The sequence below is a fragment of the Candidatus Enterococcus wittei genome, assembly GCF_002140175.1.
Taxonomy (GTDB): domain Bacteria; phylum Bacillota; class Bacilli; order Lactobacillales; family Enterococcaceae; genus Enterococcus_B; species Enterococcus_B wittei.
The window spans coordinates 40075-58267 of record NZ_NGMO01000001.1 but is presented as its reverse complement, the minus strand read 5'-3'; the positions used below and the strand labels follow the sequence as shown (position 1 = coordinate 58267).

Below are 18193 nucleotides of genomic sequence, written 5' to 3'. Positions count from 1 at the left end.
CCGAACAATATTGATATTGCTCTTATAAACCAGAGGTCTTCGTCGCAAATCATGATGAAGAGTGTCATTCATCTTATACCATTTGGATATTTTTGTCTGTTTTTTCCTTATGTCACAGCCGCTTTCATTTTATATTCAGTCGACTGGCTTAATGTAACGATGTGCTCTTTGTAATCAATTTTACTTTCAAGTTGAACTTCTCACTTACACTTGTGATTTTAACTCTTTTTCAATTTGTAGACGCTGCACTTTCATGGTTGCTGTGCGAGGGATGTCTTCATAAGCTCGAATCATTGGTGTATTAAGACGTGGAAGTTCATGTACTTGATTCCACCAACGATCCCAATCCATTTCTTGATGTGGTGCTAACGCAATGATTGGTTGTGGAGAATCTGCTTTGTCACGAACGATCACAACCTCTGCTAGAAAGTTTAACGAGTCTAGTAAATAATCTTCAATAGCTAAGGTACTGTTGATCGTATCAATCAAATCGACTTGTCGGTCTTTTAGGAAAAGATGACCTTCCTCATTGATACACCCGTAATCACCACTGTCCCACCAAGCACCGTAGACATTTTCTTGGAAACGAGCATCTTCTTTATAATAAGTTAAAGCCCGCCCCTTCGATAGTAATTGGATGTGTCCATCTGTATTTGCTGGTAATACATCACCATTCTCATCTGTAATACGTGCTTTTGTTAAATCTTCTAACCCTACACCCATGTCTCTGGCATCACTTGTTTTTAGACTTTCTAAAGTATGGGCTTTTAAGATCATTGGACCACATTCACTTTGACCATAGACTTGTAAGAAAATCGCATCTTTAGTTTGAGAGGTATTTAAGAAAATCTCCATTGTTTGATTATTGATTGCATCAAATGTGGAGTGGTAATAACGAATACCTTCAAATACTTCAGGATATTCTTTAGCAGTGAAACTCCATTGAACAAAATTATTTGGATGTGTCTCCAAAGCAATTGGCGGATACGCTTGTAGCATTTTCACCACATGATCCCCTTGAGGATTGGCTAAAGGCATCATTGGAAAACCCATAGCCATTAATGATGAAATCCCAATGTTGAATCGTGAGTGGACAGGAGAGATGTGAAAGGCGACTAACTTCTTCTCAGCGATTTTTGTAAATACTGTTTTCTGCCACTTCGTTCGCCAACCCATAGAATGAGCAGAATGGCAAATCAATTTAGGGATGCCAGTTGTACCTGATGTATGGGTCATATAAGAAATAGTATCGTTATCAAGTTTTTGTTGCGCAACTGGAGTAGCAGGCTGTTTCAATAACTCTTCCACTGCGATTTGCTTTTCTTTTGTACCATTCGAAATACCTGAAACACGATCTTTTGTTTCTCTATCAAATAGGATAAACGGATCTTCAAGTCGTTCGACAAAGACTTCCATCGTACTTGTTGGTAAATGGTAAGAAGTCATGACAGGAACTGCCCCTAGATATGAGGCAGCGACAGCTAGCAGGTACGTATCAAATGCAGAACTCTTGTAAATGATGACTTTATCACCAGAGGAAATCCCTAAGCTTGCTAATTGGTACGCACGAGTACGCACAAGATCACAGCTTTCTTTGTAAGTGCTTTTATAACCAAGTTCAGGAAAAGCAGCTAAGGGTTGATCAAAGATCATTGGTACGTCTGGGGTTGCTGCTGCTGCATCTTGAAAATTTGAAAAAAGATTGAGTGGGGTATAATTGATTTTGTCCATGATTCACGCTCCATTATCGTTTGTTAATAAATGTACAAAGTATCATTATCATAGCATAATTGTTCAATAAATAACAGGAAATTTTCCATTATGAGCGATAAATAAAAAGACAGATCATGAAATCTTGCGTATAAGCATTTTTTTCATGATCTATCGTAATAGTAATATCATCTTATTTTTATTGTTGACGATAAGAAAACTTGAGCATTTTATCATAGATTTTTGTAAATGAATGGGATCTGAGGTAACGATTCCCACAAAGATAATTTACCACATCTTCATCATCACCAAGATAAAGCCCAACGTAATAACGAAAAGTTTTACGACATAACTCTGGTGAGATATTTTTGTAAACAGTGATACGATCAAGGATTTGCCGGATAGTTCGGGGAGAAATTTGTTCATCATGGGAAGAACGAAAGAAAAAAGCTTCTGCAGGTGGTTTTACTTGATCTGCATAGTTTTTTAATATAGGTAAAATCTCATTAGGGATAGGAACACGATTTAATCGATTGGGTTTGCGATTAATAGAAAGGATCTGCTTTTCTAAATCCACATCTTTTCTTTTTAGTTCAACTACCTCGTGGATCTTCAATCCACAATATAACAACAAAGCTACGATTGCCAAATTTCTTGGACGATTTTTCAGTTCGAAACTAGCTTCTCGTTTCGTTTTAAATCCTTCTTCGGGTATAAATAACGAATCAAATTTTTCGAGTAACGAAGCATCGATATAACGTGGTGCTGGTTTAGTCGTTTCTGGCAAACTATCGCCTAACAAAGAAAGTTCTTTTTGGCTTAATCCTTTTTGATATAAGTAGCGCAAGAAGTGGTTCAATGCATATTGTTTTCTGGAAATACCATAGTAACCATTTTTGAATTCCTGCTGTGTCTCTTGATATGCAGCTGTTTGAAAAGCCCGTGTATGTTGATAGACTTCCTTTAAAAAATTAAGATAGGCTTGTTTTTCTAAATGAATGATCAAATCATCGTCTATTTCAGATGATACCGTTCTACGTAAGTAGTCTGTGAACAAATGAAAGTCTTTTGCATATTCATAACGACTAGCTAATGAAAGTTTTTTCTGATTTTCCTTCAAAAAATCATTAAAGATTGGAGGGAGTAAGAGCATACGTTGTTTTAATTTTTCTTGAAGCTGTTTTCTTGTTTTTGCATCCATTCAAAATACCTCCATTTCTTACTCGACGAAGCTATCTCTATTTTACCTTATTTTTCCTATCAATGGGGGATTCTTGTTCTTTTATCTGAGTAACGATCATTGATAAATTCTGTGTATAAATCCTAGGTTAACTTTTTGAGATTTCCAGGAAATTTCCTTAATATAAGCTCTGAAATTTGACTTTCCAATTCGAGTAGAGCTATACTTTCATACAGTGACATTTTGTCACTTTGAAAGATCTTGAACGGAGGAGAAGGAAAAAATGTTTTTAGCAATAAAAGAAATGCGTTATTCCAAGCTTCGCTATGGCTTGATTATTGGTATCATGTTTTTAATTGCCTATGTGGTATTCATGTTATCTGGCTTAGCAAGAGGTTTAGCACAGGAATTCAAACAAGCCATCGTTGATTGGGATGCGCAAGAAATCGTTCTATCAGAAGATGCCAACAAAGTATTTGCTGCATCTCAACTAACCATGGGGGACCTTGATCAAGTAGATGCTAAAGATAAAGCACCTATTGGCTTGTTCAGTGGGGCAATAACTGCCAAAGATAAAGAGAACGTCACTGTTTTTGGTACGACAAAAGATGCTTTTTTATTACCTGAATTAGTAGATGGCAAGATGTTTGACAAAGAAAATGAAATTATCATATCACAAAATCTTGCAGATCTAGGGTTTTCAATCGGAGACAAGATCAAAATTGGTAGTTATGACCAAGAATTATCTATTGTGGGGATTTCTCCTGAAACCTTCTACACTGTATCACCCGTTATTTATACAAACCTTGATACATGGAGACAGTTGAAATATGGGGATCAACCTTTCGCTTCAGATGAACAAAAACCAATCAGCGCCATCGTCACGAAGAAAGATGCAACTATCAAGCAAAACGATGCGTCAAAAACATTACAAAAATTATCGATTCCAGATTTCATTGAGAGCCTACCAGGATATTCTGCTCAAAACATGACCTTAGATGCGATGATCTATTTCTTATTTATCGTTGTTGCCGCAGTGGTGGGTATTTTCATGTATGTCATTACACTTCAAAAAACAGCTATTTTCGGTGTGATGAAAGCACAAGGAATTCGTAATTCATTTATTGCCAGATCATTAGTGGCCCAAGCCTTTATCGTCGGGTTGACCGGTGTATTGCTTGCTGTGGGACTTGCTTACTTAACTAGCTTGATATTGCCTACTGCTATGCCATTTGCAATCATTTGGTCACAATGGCTGTTGTATAGTGGGATCTTGATCGTTGTCGCAATGATCGGCGGATTATTCTCGATTCGAACCGTTTCAAAAGTTGATCCAGTAATTGCGATAGGAGGATAAGGATGATGAAAGAAATTTTAACAATGAAAAAAATTGTCAAAAAATTTGGTAGTGGTCACACAGAAGTAACTGCACTTAGAGAAATTGATTTTACTGTCAAACAAGGAGAGTTTGTGAGTATCATTGGTCCATCCGGATCAGGGAAAAGTACATTTTTGACTATTTCTGGAGGACTTCAAACACCTAGTTCAGGAGAAATCACAATCAATGGACATTCTTTTTCTACATTAAATGAAAAAAAACGGGCGGATTTGCGCTTTAAGGAAATCGGATTTATTTTACAAAGCTCGAATTTGATTCCATTTTTGAAAGTGAAGGAACAGTTTTATTTAGTGGATCGAGTGGCGAAGAAGAAAAATGATGAAGAACGGATCAATGAATTGTTGAAATCACTTGATATCTTTGAATTAAAAGAAAGCTATCCACGTGATTTATCCGGTGGAGAAAGACAACGCGTTGCAATTGCTCGTGCATTATTTAATGATCCTAGCTTGATCTTAGCCGATGAGCCAACAGCAAGTTTAGATACGGATCATGCATATGAAGTAGTGAAACTGTTAGTTAAAGAAGCACATGAAAAGCAAAAAGCAACTGTCATGGTTACACATGATGCACGTATGATCAAATGGAGTGATCGTGTTTACCGTATGGAAGATGGTTACTTAACAGAGCAAGCCATCGAAGGAAAATAGCAGTGATTTTTAGGAGGTCATAGGATGCCGAATACAACATTTTTTAATCTCTCGGAAGAAAAGCAACAATGGCTTTTGGAAATATTATTAGATAAATTCTATGACCGTCATATCAGTCAGGTCAAAGTGTCAGAGATCGTAGAAGCGATGGGGATGTCTCGGGGAGCATTTTATAAATATTTTGTTGATTTAGAAGATGCATATAGTTACACTGTAGAGACTTATTCTAATCAGTTGCACGGAGACATTATTATTTCCATCATGCAACATCGCAACCATTTCTTCTTGGGGATTGAAAATTACTTAGCTCGGTGTGCGCAATTAGCACCTGGGCATCCTCATTGGCAAGCAATCAAATTACTCACTAGAGCCAATGACCTCAATACGTTCAAGCGGATGGAAATCGATAAAGAATCCTCGATGATCAAACAATGGTTAGAATTGCTTGAACTCAATCACTTTGCAATGGAGACGATCGATGAAGCCATCAGTTTTTTATATTTTGTGATGGCTTTAGCGATGACCTCCCTCAAAGATTATGTAGCTAATCAGTGGACAGCAGAAGAGTTAGTCAAAGACTTTCGATATAAAGTCAAATGGTTAGAACATGGTACTAAAAAGTAAAGGGTCATTCAGATACGGTGAAAATATTTCATATGAAAGAAACTCATCCCTACGAAGCAAACCTAATTATGTTAAACAGGGTACCTTTATCGTATTAAACAGACTGATAAAGAATAGAGATAGATTTATTCACATACTTAACTTTCAACTTTGCCTGTTTTCCATGAATTAAGATAAGCTTTATTTTTTGAAAAAGCCTATGAAAATGGAAAAGTGATTTTGGATGATACTTTCATTAACAAATGAACAGTCCTTAGAAGATTTCATTTTCATTCATTTCGCCCAGTTTCTTTAATAGCTGATCCACACCTATTTATAATTCTCAAGGAGTAGGACTTCATAGAGGAATTTATTCTGAGAAAAAAGTAGCATTCTAATTAGGATGCTACTTTTTCAATTGCTTTTGTTGTAGTGACTTTAGAACAGGTCTCTTATACACATCTAGATGTGTATAAGATCTAAATTAAAACCACTTCAAAATAAAAATAATGAATATTCATAGTAAGGAGGTGATAATCATCGCTATTTTATTATTTAGTTTGCTTCATTAATGCTCTATCTATTTTTATTTATTCTTCGTTTTTTATATCTAACGAAATGATAGCCTTTACATGAAAGTGACGCCGTTTTTTAAGAAATTCGGTAAAGAGTGTTGGAAAAAGGAAGCAAAGCTTGTTTAGTGAGGGCGATCATTGATTCATGATCCTATCCAAACGAAGGGTAACGTAACGAAACACACCTATTTATCTTAACGAAGGAGTGAACAAGATGCCAGGAAAACCAGGGACTCAATTGAAACCAGCGATGACGAAAAAGTCAGGGATACCACAAGCAATCTCTAGAGAAGCAATTGGAAAGGAAAACAATAAACGAAATGACAAGAATAAATCAGGAAAAGACCAAGCGCGCTTAAATTATATTGCCAATAATATAGGACAGACATTAGCCCCCGATAGTTTATTGACATTAGATGGCTTCCTTTATTTATCCAGTATCTTCCAAAACGCACGATTAATCGATCCTCCTGAACAGCAGCCGATCATCAAAAAAAACGCCCCAGCATTTGAAGCGAACACATGGATTGACGTGAGAAGAGACGGGAATCAGACGAGAATCCATTCCTTTGTTTCCACCTCTACCATTAACCGTGAACGAATCCAGTCCTTGAATACGCCTCGTACCATGCCTCAACAGTCCACATCAATCGCCTCACCGTTTATCAGTGCCATTCCTTTTTTTGACAACCAAACGTTTCGTAATCAGACAACGTCCACACAGGAGATCATCGACGTAGCGAAAATCGCGCATGAATTAAGTATTTCTGTTCACCAGAAAGTCCATGCCCTTTACCAACTAATGAATTGTACCACCACGAGAAGAACGGATCAGGTGAATACCTATATCGTCGCAGGAGAAAGTGTGGAACAAACGAGTCTTAAAACCATTTGTCAGGATGCGGTGGGGCAAGAAAAGACACAAAATAATCAAGAAATGAAACAAGAAAGTGAAATTCGCCCTTTTTCTACTGATACGATAACTGATAGAACCGTTCAAGCTCCCTCACATTTTTCTGCGGAAGAGACAGCTAAAAGGCTAAGTAAAACCTTTCAAGCTTCTTTTGAAAACAAATATAACGCCACAAGAAATCCCACAAATCATGTACATATTCAAGTGATAGAAACGTTTTGGAATGACTTGACTAAGCTGTTTTACCAGTTTTTTTCCCAACATGAACATACAGATTCTACTCAAGAAAAAAAAGAAACAAGTGAATCGTTGCTGACGTATTTTGCTGATTGGTTACTGAGTAGTTTTTCGGTAAACTACGGGAAACAAATCCCCACTAGCGCACAATCAGAAAAGAACCTAAATGTTCAGGTGAGTAACCGCCACACAAAAAACTTGCTCCCAACCAAGACTTCGCAAAAAAAATCGAAGAAGAAAAAGCAAAAAAAAAATCAACAGGAGCTATCCTCAGAAATGGTTCCAGAATCGGTGTCGAAAGCCAAAGCAGTCTTGCTTCCTGAAGGGGAAAGTTATTTGGCTCCATTTTGGCATTTGGCAGAGGATTTTTTTGGAAGGGTAGATGGGTTTATCGAACATTTCAATTTCGCTGTATTCCCATATTTAGGGGTCGAAGCAGCGGTTATCCCATCGACTGATTATGAAGAAATGATTGTAGAATCTTATATAGAAATCCCGACAGAAACGGTCGCAAAAATAAAAAGAATTATGAATGCGTATCTGGAACATCGGCCTTCTAGTGAATCGAATGCCGTTCCTTTACCTTCTTTTTGGTTTGATCTTGAAACGTTTCAATTGCGTCATAAAATACAAGGGGTCAATCAAAAAGTCAAAGATTATTTATGTAAGCAAGGAGTTCCATGTGACGGATTATCAGGTGTTAAATTACTTGATGCCGTAAAGAAGTGGGAAGTAAAAGATGGTCTGGAAACTAAAATGGCCAGAAGAAAGCGTATTGCTACGATCATTCGGAATGCCTTAGAACTTCAGAATATAGAGATGAAATATACTAAGGCGACAAGGATTGTTTTACAATGGAGAAATAATAATATCTTTCGAGATTACACATTTGAAGAACTGCAACAATCAATTCCGAAAGAATCGAAACAAACAATTTTAGATGAACCTATGACGACTGAAGAAATCACCGTAAAACCTCAAACAAGTGCAATGACATCAACTACCGCAACGAAACTAACTACTGAATCGCTACCAAAGATAGGTACCCCGCAATTGCAATTTGCTGAATTTATTCCTAAAGAAACACGATTAAAACTGGAAAAAGTTGTTGAGTTATATACTCAAGGCTCTACGTATGATAACGTATTGCGTGAAATGGTTCCTCCCAATTTGCCCATTTTCTGGTATGAGTTAGAAGTTTTTGAACATCGCGATCAACTCGAAAATGTGAATAAAGAGTTAAAAGCTTTTCTTTGTATGAAAAATCAGTGGTGTCAAGATATGACAGAACAAGCTTTGTTTCTAAAAATACGATCTTGGGTAGAATCAAAAGAGGCACAGACTGCGCGAACTAGAAGAAAAAAAATCGCTGAGATTATTCGGAAAGCTTCGGGACTCCAATCTCGAAAATTGACAAATTCAGAGGCAAAAGAAATTATCCTGCAGTGGCGAGACAATAATATTTTTAGGAGTTATAAATTTAAAGAGATCCATCAAATACATGCTAAAACAACTGCCTCATTGAATGGAAATCAGTCAAACGTGACGACAGAATTGTCCATAGAAACAAGTTCTGTTAAGAATCAGGTAGAAAAAACTTTGCCTTCTATCACGCAATCTTCGAATACTTCTGTCAAATTGTCGGAGAATGCAATGAAGTTAAATAGTATCATCACCGCCTTTTTTTATGGAAAACCTTCTCCTGTACCCGTCTCTGAGAAGTTACCACTTTTCATGGATGATGCAGAAGTGTATAAAAAACGGAATGAAACAGACTATGTCAATGATAAAGTCAAAGAATTTCTTTGTACGAAAAAAGAACCTTGTGATGGATTATCTCCTCTCCGATTGATTAACACTATATATTGGTGGATATGGAAAGAGGGACAGGAGAAAAAGATAACCAGAAGCAAAGAAGTTGCTGAAGTTATTCTTAGCTCCTATGGACTAGCTAAACAAGAGGTATCTGATGATCGAGCCTCAATGATTATCCAACAATGGCGAAACAATAATATCTTCAAAGGATATCAATTTGAAGAACCAAAGCAAATACGTACGCAAACAACTGTCTCATTGAATGAAAATCCGTCAAACATGACGACAGAATTGCCCCTCAAAGCAAGTTCAGTTAAGCCCCAAGTGCAAAAGACATCACCTTTGATAACTCAGCTTTCAACAATAAAAACAACGACATCGTTACCAACAGAAGAAATTTCTAAAGAACCTTCATTAAAATCAGATGCTACGTCAACGCCCATGCCCAAGAGTATTTATGAAAAAGTAGACCTCCAATCTTATGAAACACTTTCTGAAGACACTATCTCAAATATAAAGCAAATCATGACGAAGTATTTGAATCGTCAGTCTTCTACTTTCTCACTGACCGTCTCGTCGACCGTTTCACCAACCATCTCCTTGCCTTCTTTTTGGTATGATCGTGGAATTTTTCAAGAGCGCAGCAAAACACAAGAGGTCAATAAAGCAGTCAAAGCCTATTTGTGTAGACAGGAAGTTCCGTGTGACGGTTTAATAGGACCGGAATTACTTAAAGCTGTAGAAGACTGGGAACAAAAAGCGGAGCCAGTAGTAAGAAAACTTAGAAGAAGACTAATAGCTCGTGTTATTCGTCGTTCTTACGGACTTGAAGATACCTTTATATTCAATAAGTTGGCAACAAATATTGTTCTACAATGGCGAAACAATAATATCTTTTATGATTATACATTTGAGGAGCAACAACAAACAACATCGAAAGAACTAGTGACCATTGAAGAAACTATTGTAAGCAGTCAACAGAATGAGACAATACAAGCAATGAATCTTTTACCAAACAAGGAGATTTCAAAAAGAAAAAGTGATTCTTCTTTCCCTATATTCATACACATTTCTAAAGAAGAAACTTTGGAAGCTCGTGAAGAAATTTCTGAAGCCATGATAGAAGATATAAAGCAAATCATGATGGAGTATATGGATAATATGCCTTCTACTATCCCCAAAACAGTCACCTTCCCTCCATTTTGGGATGATTATGAAATTTTTCAACAACGTAGCAAAACAGAACAGGTCAATGAAGACGTTAGAGATTTTTTATGTGACCGGGGAGTTCAGTGTGGGGGACTATCGGGAGCAAAATTAATTAAAGCTTTATTGGATTGGGAAGTAAAGGGTGGGCTAAGCATGAAAGTAAGCAATAGAAATACTATAGCCCACCTTATTCGTACATCTTATGGACTTATAGATTTAGATTATCTGAGCAATACTGAAGCAACAAACATTGTTCTACAATGGAAAAATAACAATATCTTCCAAGAATATACATTTACCGAGGAACAACCAACAACTTTGAAGGATCCAATGACTACTATAGCAACTACAAAAATAACTGAAAACCAGTCAAGTATTGAATCGACGTCTCGATTAGTGGATTACTCACTAAATATTGAGAATAGGAATAAAACTGTTGAAATGAAGAAACTACCAGTTTCTGATATTCCATTAATGAAATCATATAAAAAACTTAATTCAGATGATGTAACAAAAATAAATAATATTATTTCAAATTTTATGGAAGATCGCTCTTCATCTGAATTAACCTCCGAAGCATTACCTCCGTTTTGGTATGATTTTGATCTCTATCAGAAGCGGAGTGAAACAGAGAAAGTCAATGAAGCAGTAAAGAAAATCATATGTGAAGGAAAAGATTCATGTTCGGATATGACTATCAGAGGATTGCTTTTGGCTTCTCAGAGTTGGCTAGAAGGTGGTGGAGAAGAAACAGAAATATTAAAAAGAAAGCAACAAATAATCAATAGTATTATTGAAAATTCTGGACTGGCTGGGCAACATGTGTCGAATGCAAGAGAAACAAATGTCATACTGCAATGGCGAGACAATAATATATTCAGGAATTTCAAATTTAAAACGGTGGACCAATTGTCTTTAATCACAAATCCATCACGGAATGAGACAATCATCGAAAATCCTGAGATAGTGGGAACAACGGTGCATGTACTTGCAAATTCCTATGGTACTATTCCTCAAGAAGCGATGACCACCATGAATTACATTCGCGAAGCTTTTTTAGATGGTCGTGATTCCTCTATAGAAATGTCTGTACCATTGATTCCCATTTGGTATGATTTTGAATTATATCAGGAACGAGGGAAAACGGAAAAAGCTAATGAAGCTCTCCTAGATTACTTATGTGCCCGAGAAAGTATGTGTGCAGAAGAGCTCTCAAAACAGGAACTTGTCTTTACTGTCAATGAATGGATTAAGGAGAGGGGCGTGGATACGGAGATTTTGAAAAGAAAGAAAGAAATTATACCGACCATTCTGGAAGCTTATGGCATTACGGATCGAAATATTACTGATACGAATGCAGCTAGGTCCTTCCTTCAATGGGAAAATAACAATGCTTTCTATAATTATCAATGGATCAATCTCCAACAAATTCGATTGGAAGCGGGTCAATCCCAAAATGCAACCAGTACAGGGATCAGTGAGATGCAGATGGTACCAGCCACTGTGGTTGATCCTGAATTAATACAAGTCCATACATTGGTTCGAGAAATTATCAATGATGTGATCCCATTGTCTGTTACTCAAGATCCGTTACCGATTTTCTATTATGATTATAACCTTTTTCAAAAACGAGCGAAAACGATCGATGTGAATAAACAACTAAAAGAGTTCTTAACGAAGGAAGGAATAGGCATCAAAGAACTCTCTCAAAGTGAGTTAGCGGAAGGAATTCGAGAATGGATCCAAAAAGCAGATCCAAACGAACCTTTTGACAAATCCGGAAGAAGACAGTATATATCTTACTTCCTATTAAAGGCTTATGAGGTGGAGAATATAAGACTGGGAGAATTTATGTCTTATGACAAAATGAATGGCATCTTAACACAATGGAAGATCAATTCATTACTCGTAGGCCAATCCTATAAAAAAATCACGAATGAGACGATCCATCACTATCTAAGAAGAACAGAACATTACTTGATGACTAATTTCAAGCAAGAAAAACAAGTAAGCGATCAAATCTATGCGGATTTTATTCATGATCGTTCCATGAGTGTTCCCAAGAATCAACCACTTCTTCCGATTTATGTATATTTTATTCTTTTTGAAAAACGGGAAAAGACACCAGCGGTAAATGAAGCTGTGAGAAAATTTCTTGTTGATAAAGGTGTTTCTTTTAACAATCAGACCACAAGTGAACTAGTCCGAAAGTTAAGAGAATGGATCTTTAAAGGTGAGACATATTCTGCGATCGTCGAAAGAGAAAAAGAAGCAGCTCGGAAAATTCGGAAAGCCTATGGTCTTAAAGATAAATCTTTACCGATCAACAAGGCGCGTAACGCCTTACTTCAATGGGTCAACAACAACGCTCAGTCAGGCTACACCTATAAAGAAATTGATGAATTTGAAGAATCCCAACTTAATCAAAGGATCAAAGCTTTTATACGGTTAAATGGCGATCCCAGAACTCAAAAAAAAACAGAGGAAACAGTGGAGGAAGAGATAACTAAGCTGAATGCTGAACAAAAATTAGCAAAGCAAAAAAGAATTATTGCATTTTTAATTGAAAATGGGGTGAAACCCGAAGATACTACTCCTGATAAGTTGGTGAAAGCGGCATCGGATTGGGGAATGGTTAAGGAAGGCTCACGGCAGACATTGGACATGGTCAAAATAAAGAACTTAGCACAAGTCATTCTCGGAAGGCCAAGGGGGGCGTTTATTACAGAAGCAAAAGCGAACATTGTAGTTGTTGATTGGCTATACGAGACAGCAGCTTCAAGCATGCCTCAACCGCAGGAAGAACATCAACAAACAATGACTAGTACGCAACCTACTACTGATACTCAGTCTACTGTCACAAAGAAGAAGGAAAAATATAGGGTTATTCAGTGGCAAAATATAAATATAAGAGGAAGCATCGACCACCTTTTCCGTCAGAAAAACTTAATAAATGGTAAATTAACGAAAGAGAAGCTTCTGATTGCGTTGGGAAAATGGTTCACGCAAGAAGGTATCGGGGTAGTTCTCGGCCATGAGCAGCTCAAAACATTAGCAAAAGTGATCCTGAAAGAATTGAAGATCTATGGGGGAGAAGATGAAACCATTTCCGATAAGGATTTAGAATTAACGGTATCGAAATGGGTGTTTGAATATGTATTGGGAAGTCCTATTGAAGTATATGTACTTAAAAAGATCTTAACAGCTCCCGATCCGTCCCAGTTTACTATTGGGGATCTCAGAATGTTATTTGAAGTCAACGAATTAGAGAAGGCAGGTATTATTGATTTATCGATGAAAGGATTTTCAAGAGATGAGCTTACTGCCTTTCAAGCATTTTGGGTAATATTGGTATCAAGGACGTTGCCAAACTATTTTATAGAGACGAGTGGCTTAGATGATCAGTTATTAATTTCTAATTATAGTTCTTTAATGCAGTTAATAGGGGCAAAGTTATTAGATGATGTCGGTCTTCGGACAGAATTCGATCAAGAAGAAATTCGGATTATAGGGGCTATGCTATTGGAGACGTTCGTGAACAAAGATATCGAGAACCTTCAAGAGTTGCGTTATGTTCTGATTCCTACTTTACTTGCCATGGCACAGTTGGAACCGACGTTATTAAAGAAGGCTTTAGAAGAAGGAAACTATAAAGAAGTTGCCTTCCAAAAATTTATGGGATATTGGCAAAAAGGCTATCTCCAAATTGCAGAAAACCAAAAAATAATTACTGATTTGTTTATGCCGTATCGAGAAAGCACACTCAAATGGCGTCGGAAAAATGCATTAGCAGACGCCGTCGTTAAGGGATGTGTCAACCGTGGGGCCCCAGAGGAAACTGCTTTCATTTTGAAACAAGTTTATCTTGGAGGACTGGAACCTTGTCCGGATCGATTGAGACCTCCTAAACTTGAAGATGAGTTTGTAAAATTAACGAAAGCCGTCTCAGATACGTTTTACCCATTTGATCAAAAACTGATTGAGTTTGCAGTGAATGCTCTTGATCCAGCCGATCGTACGTATATTTTTTCCTCAGAGACCCGTACTTATGAAGCACATGCTAAACTGAAAAGCCATGCGCTACGTCCTGGCAGTGGCACAGCACCGCCTTTTCATGCGGCTTATCTGAATAAGATCAAGGACATTGAACTCGCACAATGTGATCTGTTTGTCGCAAAGAAAGACAACGAAGAACGATGGTATGCCTTAAAGAGATTGGAGAGTAACGGAGGTTATATTTTTTATCGTGTGGATAAAGATCCGTTATTTTATTTTAAATTTGGGTTGTTTGATCAGGAAAACCTTCGAGGGAAAAGCTATAAAATAGAAGGAAACGACATCAATATAGGTAATCGAATGTATACATTTACTATAGGCATGGATCAGAGTAAGGAATTATCTCATGGCGATGAGAGACGAAAGTTCATTGATACCCTCAGTCGTAAGCATAGCGACACTCTTTATCAACATTTGTATGATTCAGGAAATGACAAAACAATCATAGGCAAGATGTGGGATACTATCAAGCACTTTATTCCATTTTATGATTGTGTGACAGGACTCATCGATCGAGACTTTGCTGGAGCGGCATTTTCTTGTATCGTAGATGTCGTTTTTTTGATCCCAGTCTTAGGACAGATCACTGCCCTCAATACAAGATTTGCCTTAGGATTGGCCAAAGCCATCGCCACTGGGGGCATTCGGAGTGGAATCCGTCAAGGGGTCCGCTTTTTGCCTAAAGTAGCTGAAAGCAAAAAAGTTCTATACGGTGTCCTGCGCTATTTTGATCCAGGATTTGAGTTGGTAAAAGGCGCTGGTCTTTTAGTGGTGAAAGGATTAGTAAAAATCACTGACCAATTGCGTGTGAGTAGAGAAGTAAAGATCATCATAGAAAAATTGGCTAAATTACAGATACAAAAGATGCCTAAAGAAGTTGTAATGGCACGATTATCAGAAGATGGACCGGAAGTTGCGGTGAAATTGGTCAAAAATCACTTGTATGTACGAGTTACAGATCTGAAAACCGCAACTGTCTCTGGAGAGTATTTTGTATTGAAAGGGGATCATTTAAAACCTTTTAGTGGAGCAGTTACCTTTACATCGGAACAACTAGCATTAATCGATCGTTTAGCGGTAAAAACAAATAATCCTTCTCAAATTATTGTCACGGAACCCAATGTGAACCCAAGGGCTTATGGGGAAGGGCCAGTGAGGACAGTTGCCTATGGAGAAGGAACAGACATGAAGGTAGACAAAGAAGAAGCAGGGGCAAAATATTTTGTTCAAATGAATCAGCAACTCGTTCCTATCCGGATCACAGCGATCGAAGGACATGGTGTACGTTTTGATGTGGTGGAGGGAGAGAAGATCCATCCAGTGAATTACAACGGTATAGAGTGGTATTTTGAAGCAGAGACTTCGCCTTTTATTTCGAAAGAGCTAGTAGAAGAAGTAGGTAAGAAGATCGATGATTTTGAATCAATAGAGGATCCTACTACTCTTTCCCCTCCTTATGAGCGAGATCTGATGTCTAACGAAAATGGCAGAACCTACATCAAGATCAATGATCACTATATACCTCTTATCTTATTTGATAAAAATAATGGGCGGTACCATTTAGTGAAAAAAGATATAGATGAACCAATGATGGTGTTGAGGTTCGATCCATATAGTGACGGATTTAAGATGGAAACTCTCAAAGAGAAAGAAGAGTTAAAAGTGCTGAATCATGAGTCGCTTATTTTGCGAATGGGGAAAGTTCAATCTAAATGGAAGTCTGGTTCAGCTGCAGAAATGGATACATCTGCAGGTACTTCTCAGGGCTTGTCAATTCCCTCTACCTCAACCGGAACCATTCCCAAAGTTTTCACCCGTCCAGCGGATTTACCGGCTATTGACTTTCCTGCGCTACCAGATAATTGGGAGAAGTGGAAGGATTTGAAAACGGCAGAACCTCTCCAAAATCGGATAACAGTAGAGGATAATTTGAATATCGATCTTACTGAACTCTCTGAATTCCCGCCAAGATTGGAAGTATACTATAATATGGATGAAGATTTAATCAGACAAAACATTTATGCAGAGATTGATGAATTTTTTCCACGACCTATACCTCAGTTAGAAGTATTTACTGGGCTTGACTCAACTGGAATGCCAAACTATCTCAAACCGTTTTTTGAGCAGCTTAGGGATGATTTTGAAGCGGCAGAAAGAAGGTTTAACGCAGCAGTACTATTATTTAAATCACTATGGAAAATGGAAGACATCTCAAGCATGGAAGAAGGAAAATATCTGATTGAAATGTTCAAGTTACAAGGTGTTCCAAAAGCAGAAACAGAAGAGATCCTAAGAGAAAGTATCAGAAAACTATATTCGACAGCGGAGCGTGGAAAGGCTTTCCTTGAACAATCAAAAGATCTCTTCTTTCAAAATGTATGGACCCTCTCGTCGAAATTGGTTTATGATAGGGAAGCTCTAAGTTATTATTCCTCAGTTCAAGACTTTATTAAAACGCAGGCCTTTACAGTAAGATATGATGGGGAGTGTCGTATCTTTATCTTGGCAGATGCTTTTCACTTAGAGCCAAAAGTTCTTCCTGGAGCACATTTACAGCCTACTGGTTATGAAACAGTGATGCATGAAGTCACACATATCATATCCAGTTCAGAAGACTTGTTGGAGTATGGACTAGTTAGGAGAGGTTTAAGGAAAAACGGAAAACGTACACTAGATTATTATGACAAAAAATATCCGAATATGATAAAAGAAGACTCTGAACAATTGAAACATTATAGGGATTATTTGGCAATAGTACTAGGTTCGCCCAACTTAACAGTCAAGATGGTTAGTGATGCGTTAGAAGTCAACCACACCTTACGAGTCCATTTTCAGTTGACAGATGCAGAAATGTTGATGACCATTCTCAGAGATCTTGTCGAAGGAAGAGCCTTTGATGCCATATTTCGTGCGAAAAGAGAGAACGATAAGGAACAAGATGGGAAGAAAAGCGACTCGCTTGAGACCATTAAGGAACAACTGGGAACTGGAGATCTATTTGCGTTACAAGCATTGATATATACAAGCGGATTTATAAATTTTGAGAGAGAAGTTCAGCAGAGCAAGACGCAAGAGAAAACTACCGATATACCTGAGTCAATAAGTACCAAAACTACCAATAGCCCAACAACTGGAAACAGAAACAAGAGAGAGATAGTATCAACCACTATAGAATCTGCAGAGAGTATAACCAATCAGAGTTTATTAAAACTTATCAATCAGAGTATAGAAAGAAGTAACTATCCCAATCAGTTCGTCTCTGATCAACAAGTAGATACAGCCTCACAAAAGAATGTAACAAACCGAAACTCTTTAAATCATGTACCTACGAATACTGAAAGCAATCCCAATCACTTTGTTTCCGATCTCAAAATAAGCACAGGACTCCCAAAGGATGCAGAAAAGAAAAGTTTTTTAGATGTTGTATTCACTAGTAGAAACAGAAGTACTCAAAACAATTCAACGAAGGCATTCAATCCACTAATAAACAAGAATCAGAAGATATTAGCCCCACAACATTAATTAGTGTTAGACTTTTCTCCATCGTGTTAGAAGACAAAAATACATGATGGAGAAAAGTGGCGTGGAGATATTTGCAAAGAGTGTCATATTAGGGGAGCTAATGCAACAATCGTCATTTGTAATGCAAGCGAAACAGTAATAGTGACAGGTGTATTTATGTTAACCATACTGACAGGAGTCTGTGAGACAGAGAAGTATAGGATCTTTGTCAAGGAATGTTGGTGAGAAAAATCTTAGAATGAGCGTTTTTTTGTTCTTAATGATAAATTTATACCACTAGTTAATGAAATTATCTAACCATTTTGCTTGTGGTATTCTTTTAGT

At 37.3% G+C, this 18193-nt stretch carries 6 protein-coding genes; 4 read left to right on the top strand and 2 right to left on the bottom strand.

Annotated features, from left to right (window positions below):
• Window positions 1–204: 204 nt before the first annotated feature.
• Together A5844_RS00175 and A5844_RS00170 are read right to left on the bottom strand one after the other, a co-directional pair.
• On the bottom strand, window positions 205–1734 hold the full coding sequence (locus tag A5844_RS00175; protein ID WP_179190538.1) for an AMP-binding protein: 1530 nt from the start codon (window positions 1732–1734) through the stop codon (window positions 205–207).
• Window positions 1735–1909: 175 nt separating this feature from the next.
• Entirely contained in the window at window positions 1910–2911 is a 1002-nt protein-coding gene (locus A5844_RS00170) for a tyrosine-type recombinase/integrase (protein WP_086283060.1), read from the bottom strand.
• A gap of 262 nt (window positions 2912–3173) precedes the next feature.
• Between A5844_RS00170 and A5844_RS00165 the strand changes: the two genes are divergently transcribed.
• The 4 genes from A5844_RS00165 to A5844_RS00150 all read left to right on the top strand — a co-directional run bounded on the left by A5844_RS00165 (window position 3174) and on the right by A5844_RS00150 (window position 17869).
• Window positions 3174–4247, top strand: a complete 1074-nt coding sequence (locus A5844_RS00165) for an ABC transporter permease (protein WP_086283059.1) — start codon at window positions 3174–3176, stop codon at window positions 4245–4247.
• Window positions 4248–4252: 5 nt separating this feature from the next.
• Complete coding sequence (locus A5844_RS00160) at window positions 4253–4939, top strand: ABC transporter ATP-binding protein (protein ID WP_086284051.1); 687 nt, start codon at window positions 4253–4255, stop codon at window positions 4937–4939.
• Window positions 4940–4963: 24 nt separating this feature from the next.
• Entirely contained in the window at window positions 4964–5563 is a 600-nt protein-coding gene (locus tag A5844_RS00155) for a TetR family transcriptional regulator (protein WP_086283058.1), read from the top strand.
• Window positions 5564–6331: 768 nt separating this feature from the next.
• Window positions 6332–17869, top strand: a complete 11538-nt coding sequence (locus A5844_RS00150) for a QWxxN domain (protein ID WP_086283057.1) — start codon at window positions 6332–6334, stop codon at window positions 17867–17869.
• Window positions 17870–18193 lie beyond the last annotated feature (324 nt).

Coding starts and splice junctions, on each gene's coding strand:
- A5844_RS00170 (WP_086283060.1), bottom strand. CDS start 2,911: ATGGATGCAAAAACAAGAAAACAGCTTCAAGAAAAATTAAAACAACGT.
- A5844_RS00165 (WP_086283059.1), top strand. CDS start 3,174: ATGTTTTTAGCAATAAAAGAAATGCGTTATTCCAAGCTTCGCTATGGC.
- A5844_RS00160 (WP_086284051.1), top strand. CDS start 4,253: ATGAAAGAAATTTTAACAATGAAAAAAATTGTCAAAAAATTTGGTAGT.
- A5844_RS00155 (WP_086283058.1), top strand. CDS start 4,964: ATGCCGAATACAACATTTTTTAATCTCTCGGAAGAAAAGCAACAATGG.
- A5844_RS00150 (WP_086283057.1), top strand. CDS start 6,332: ATGCCAGGAAAACCAGGGACTCAATTGAAACCAGCGATGACGAAAAAG.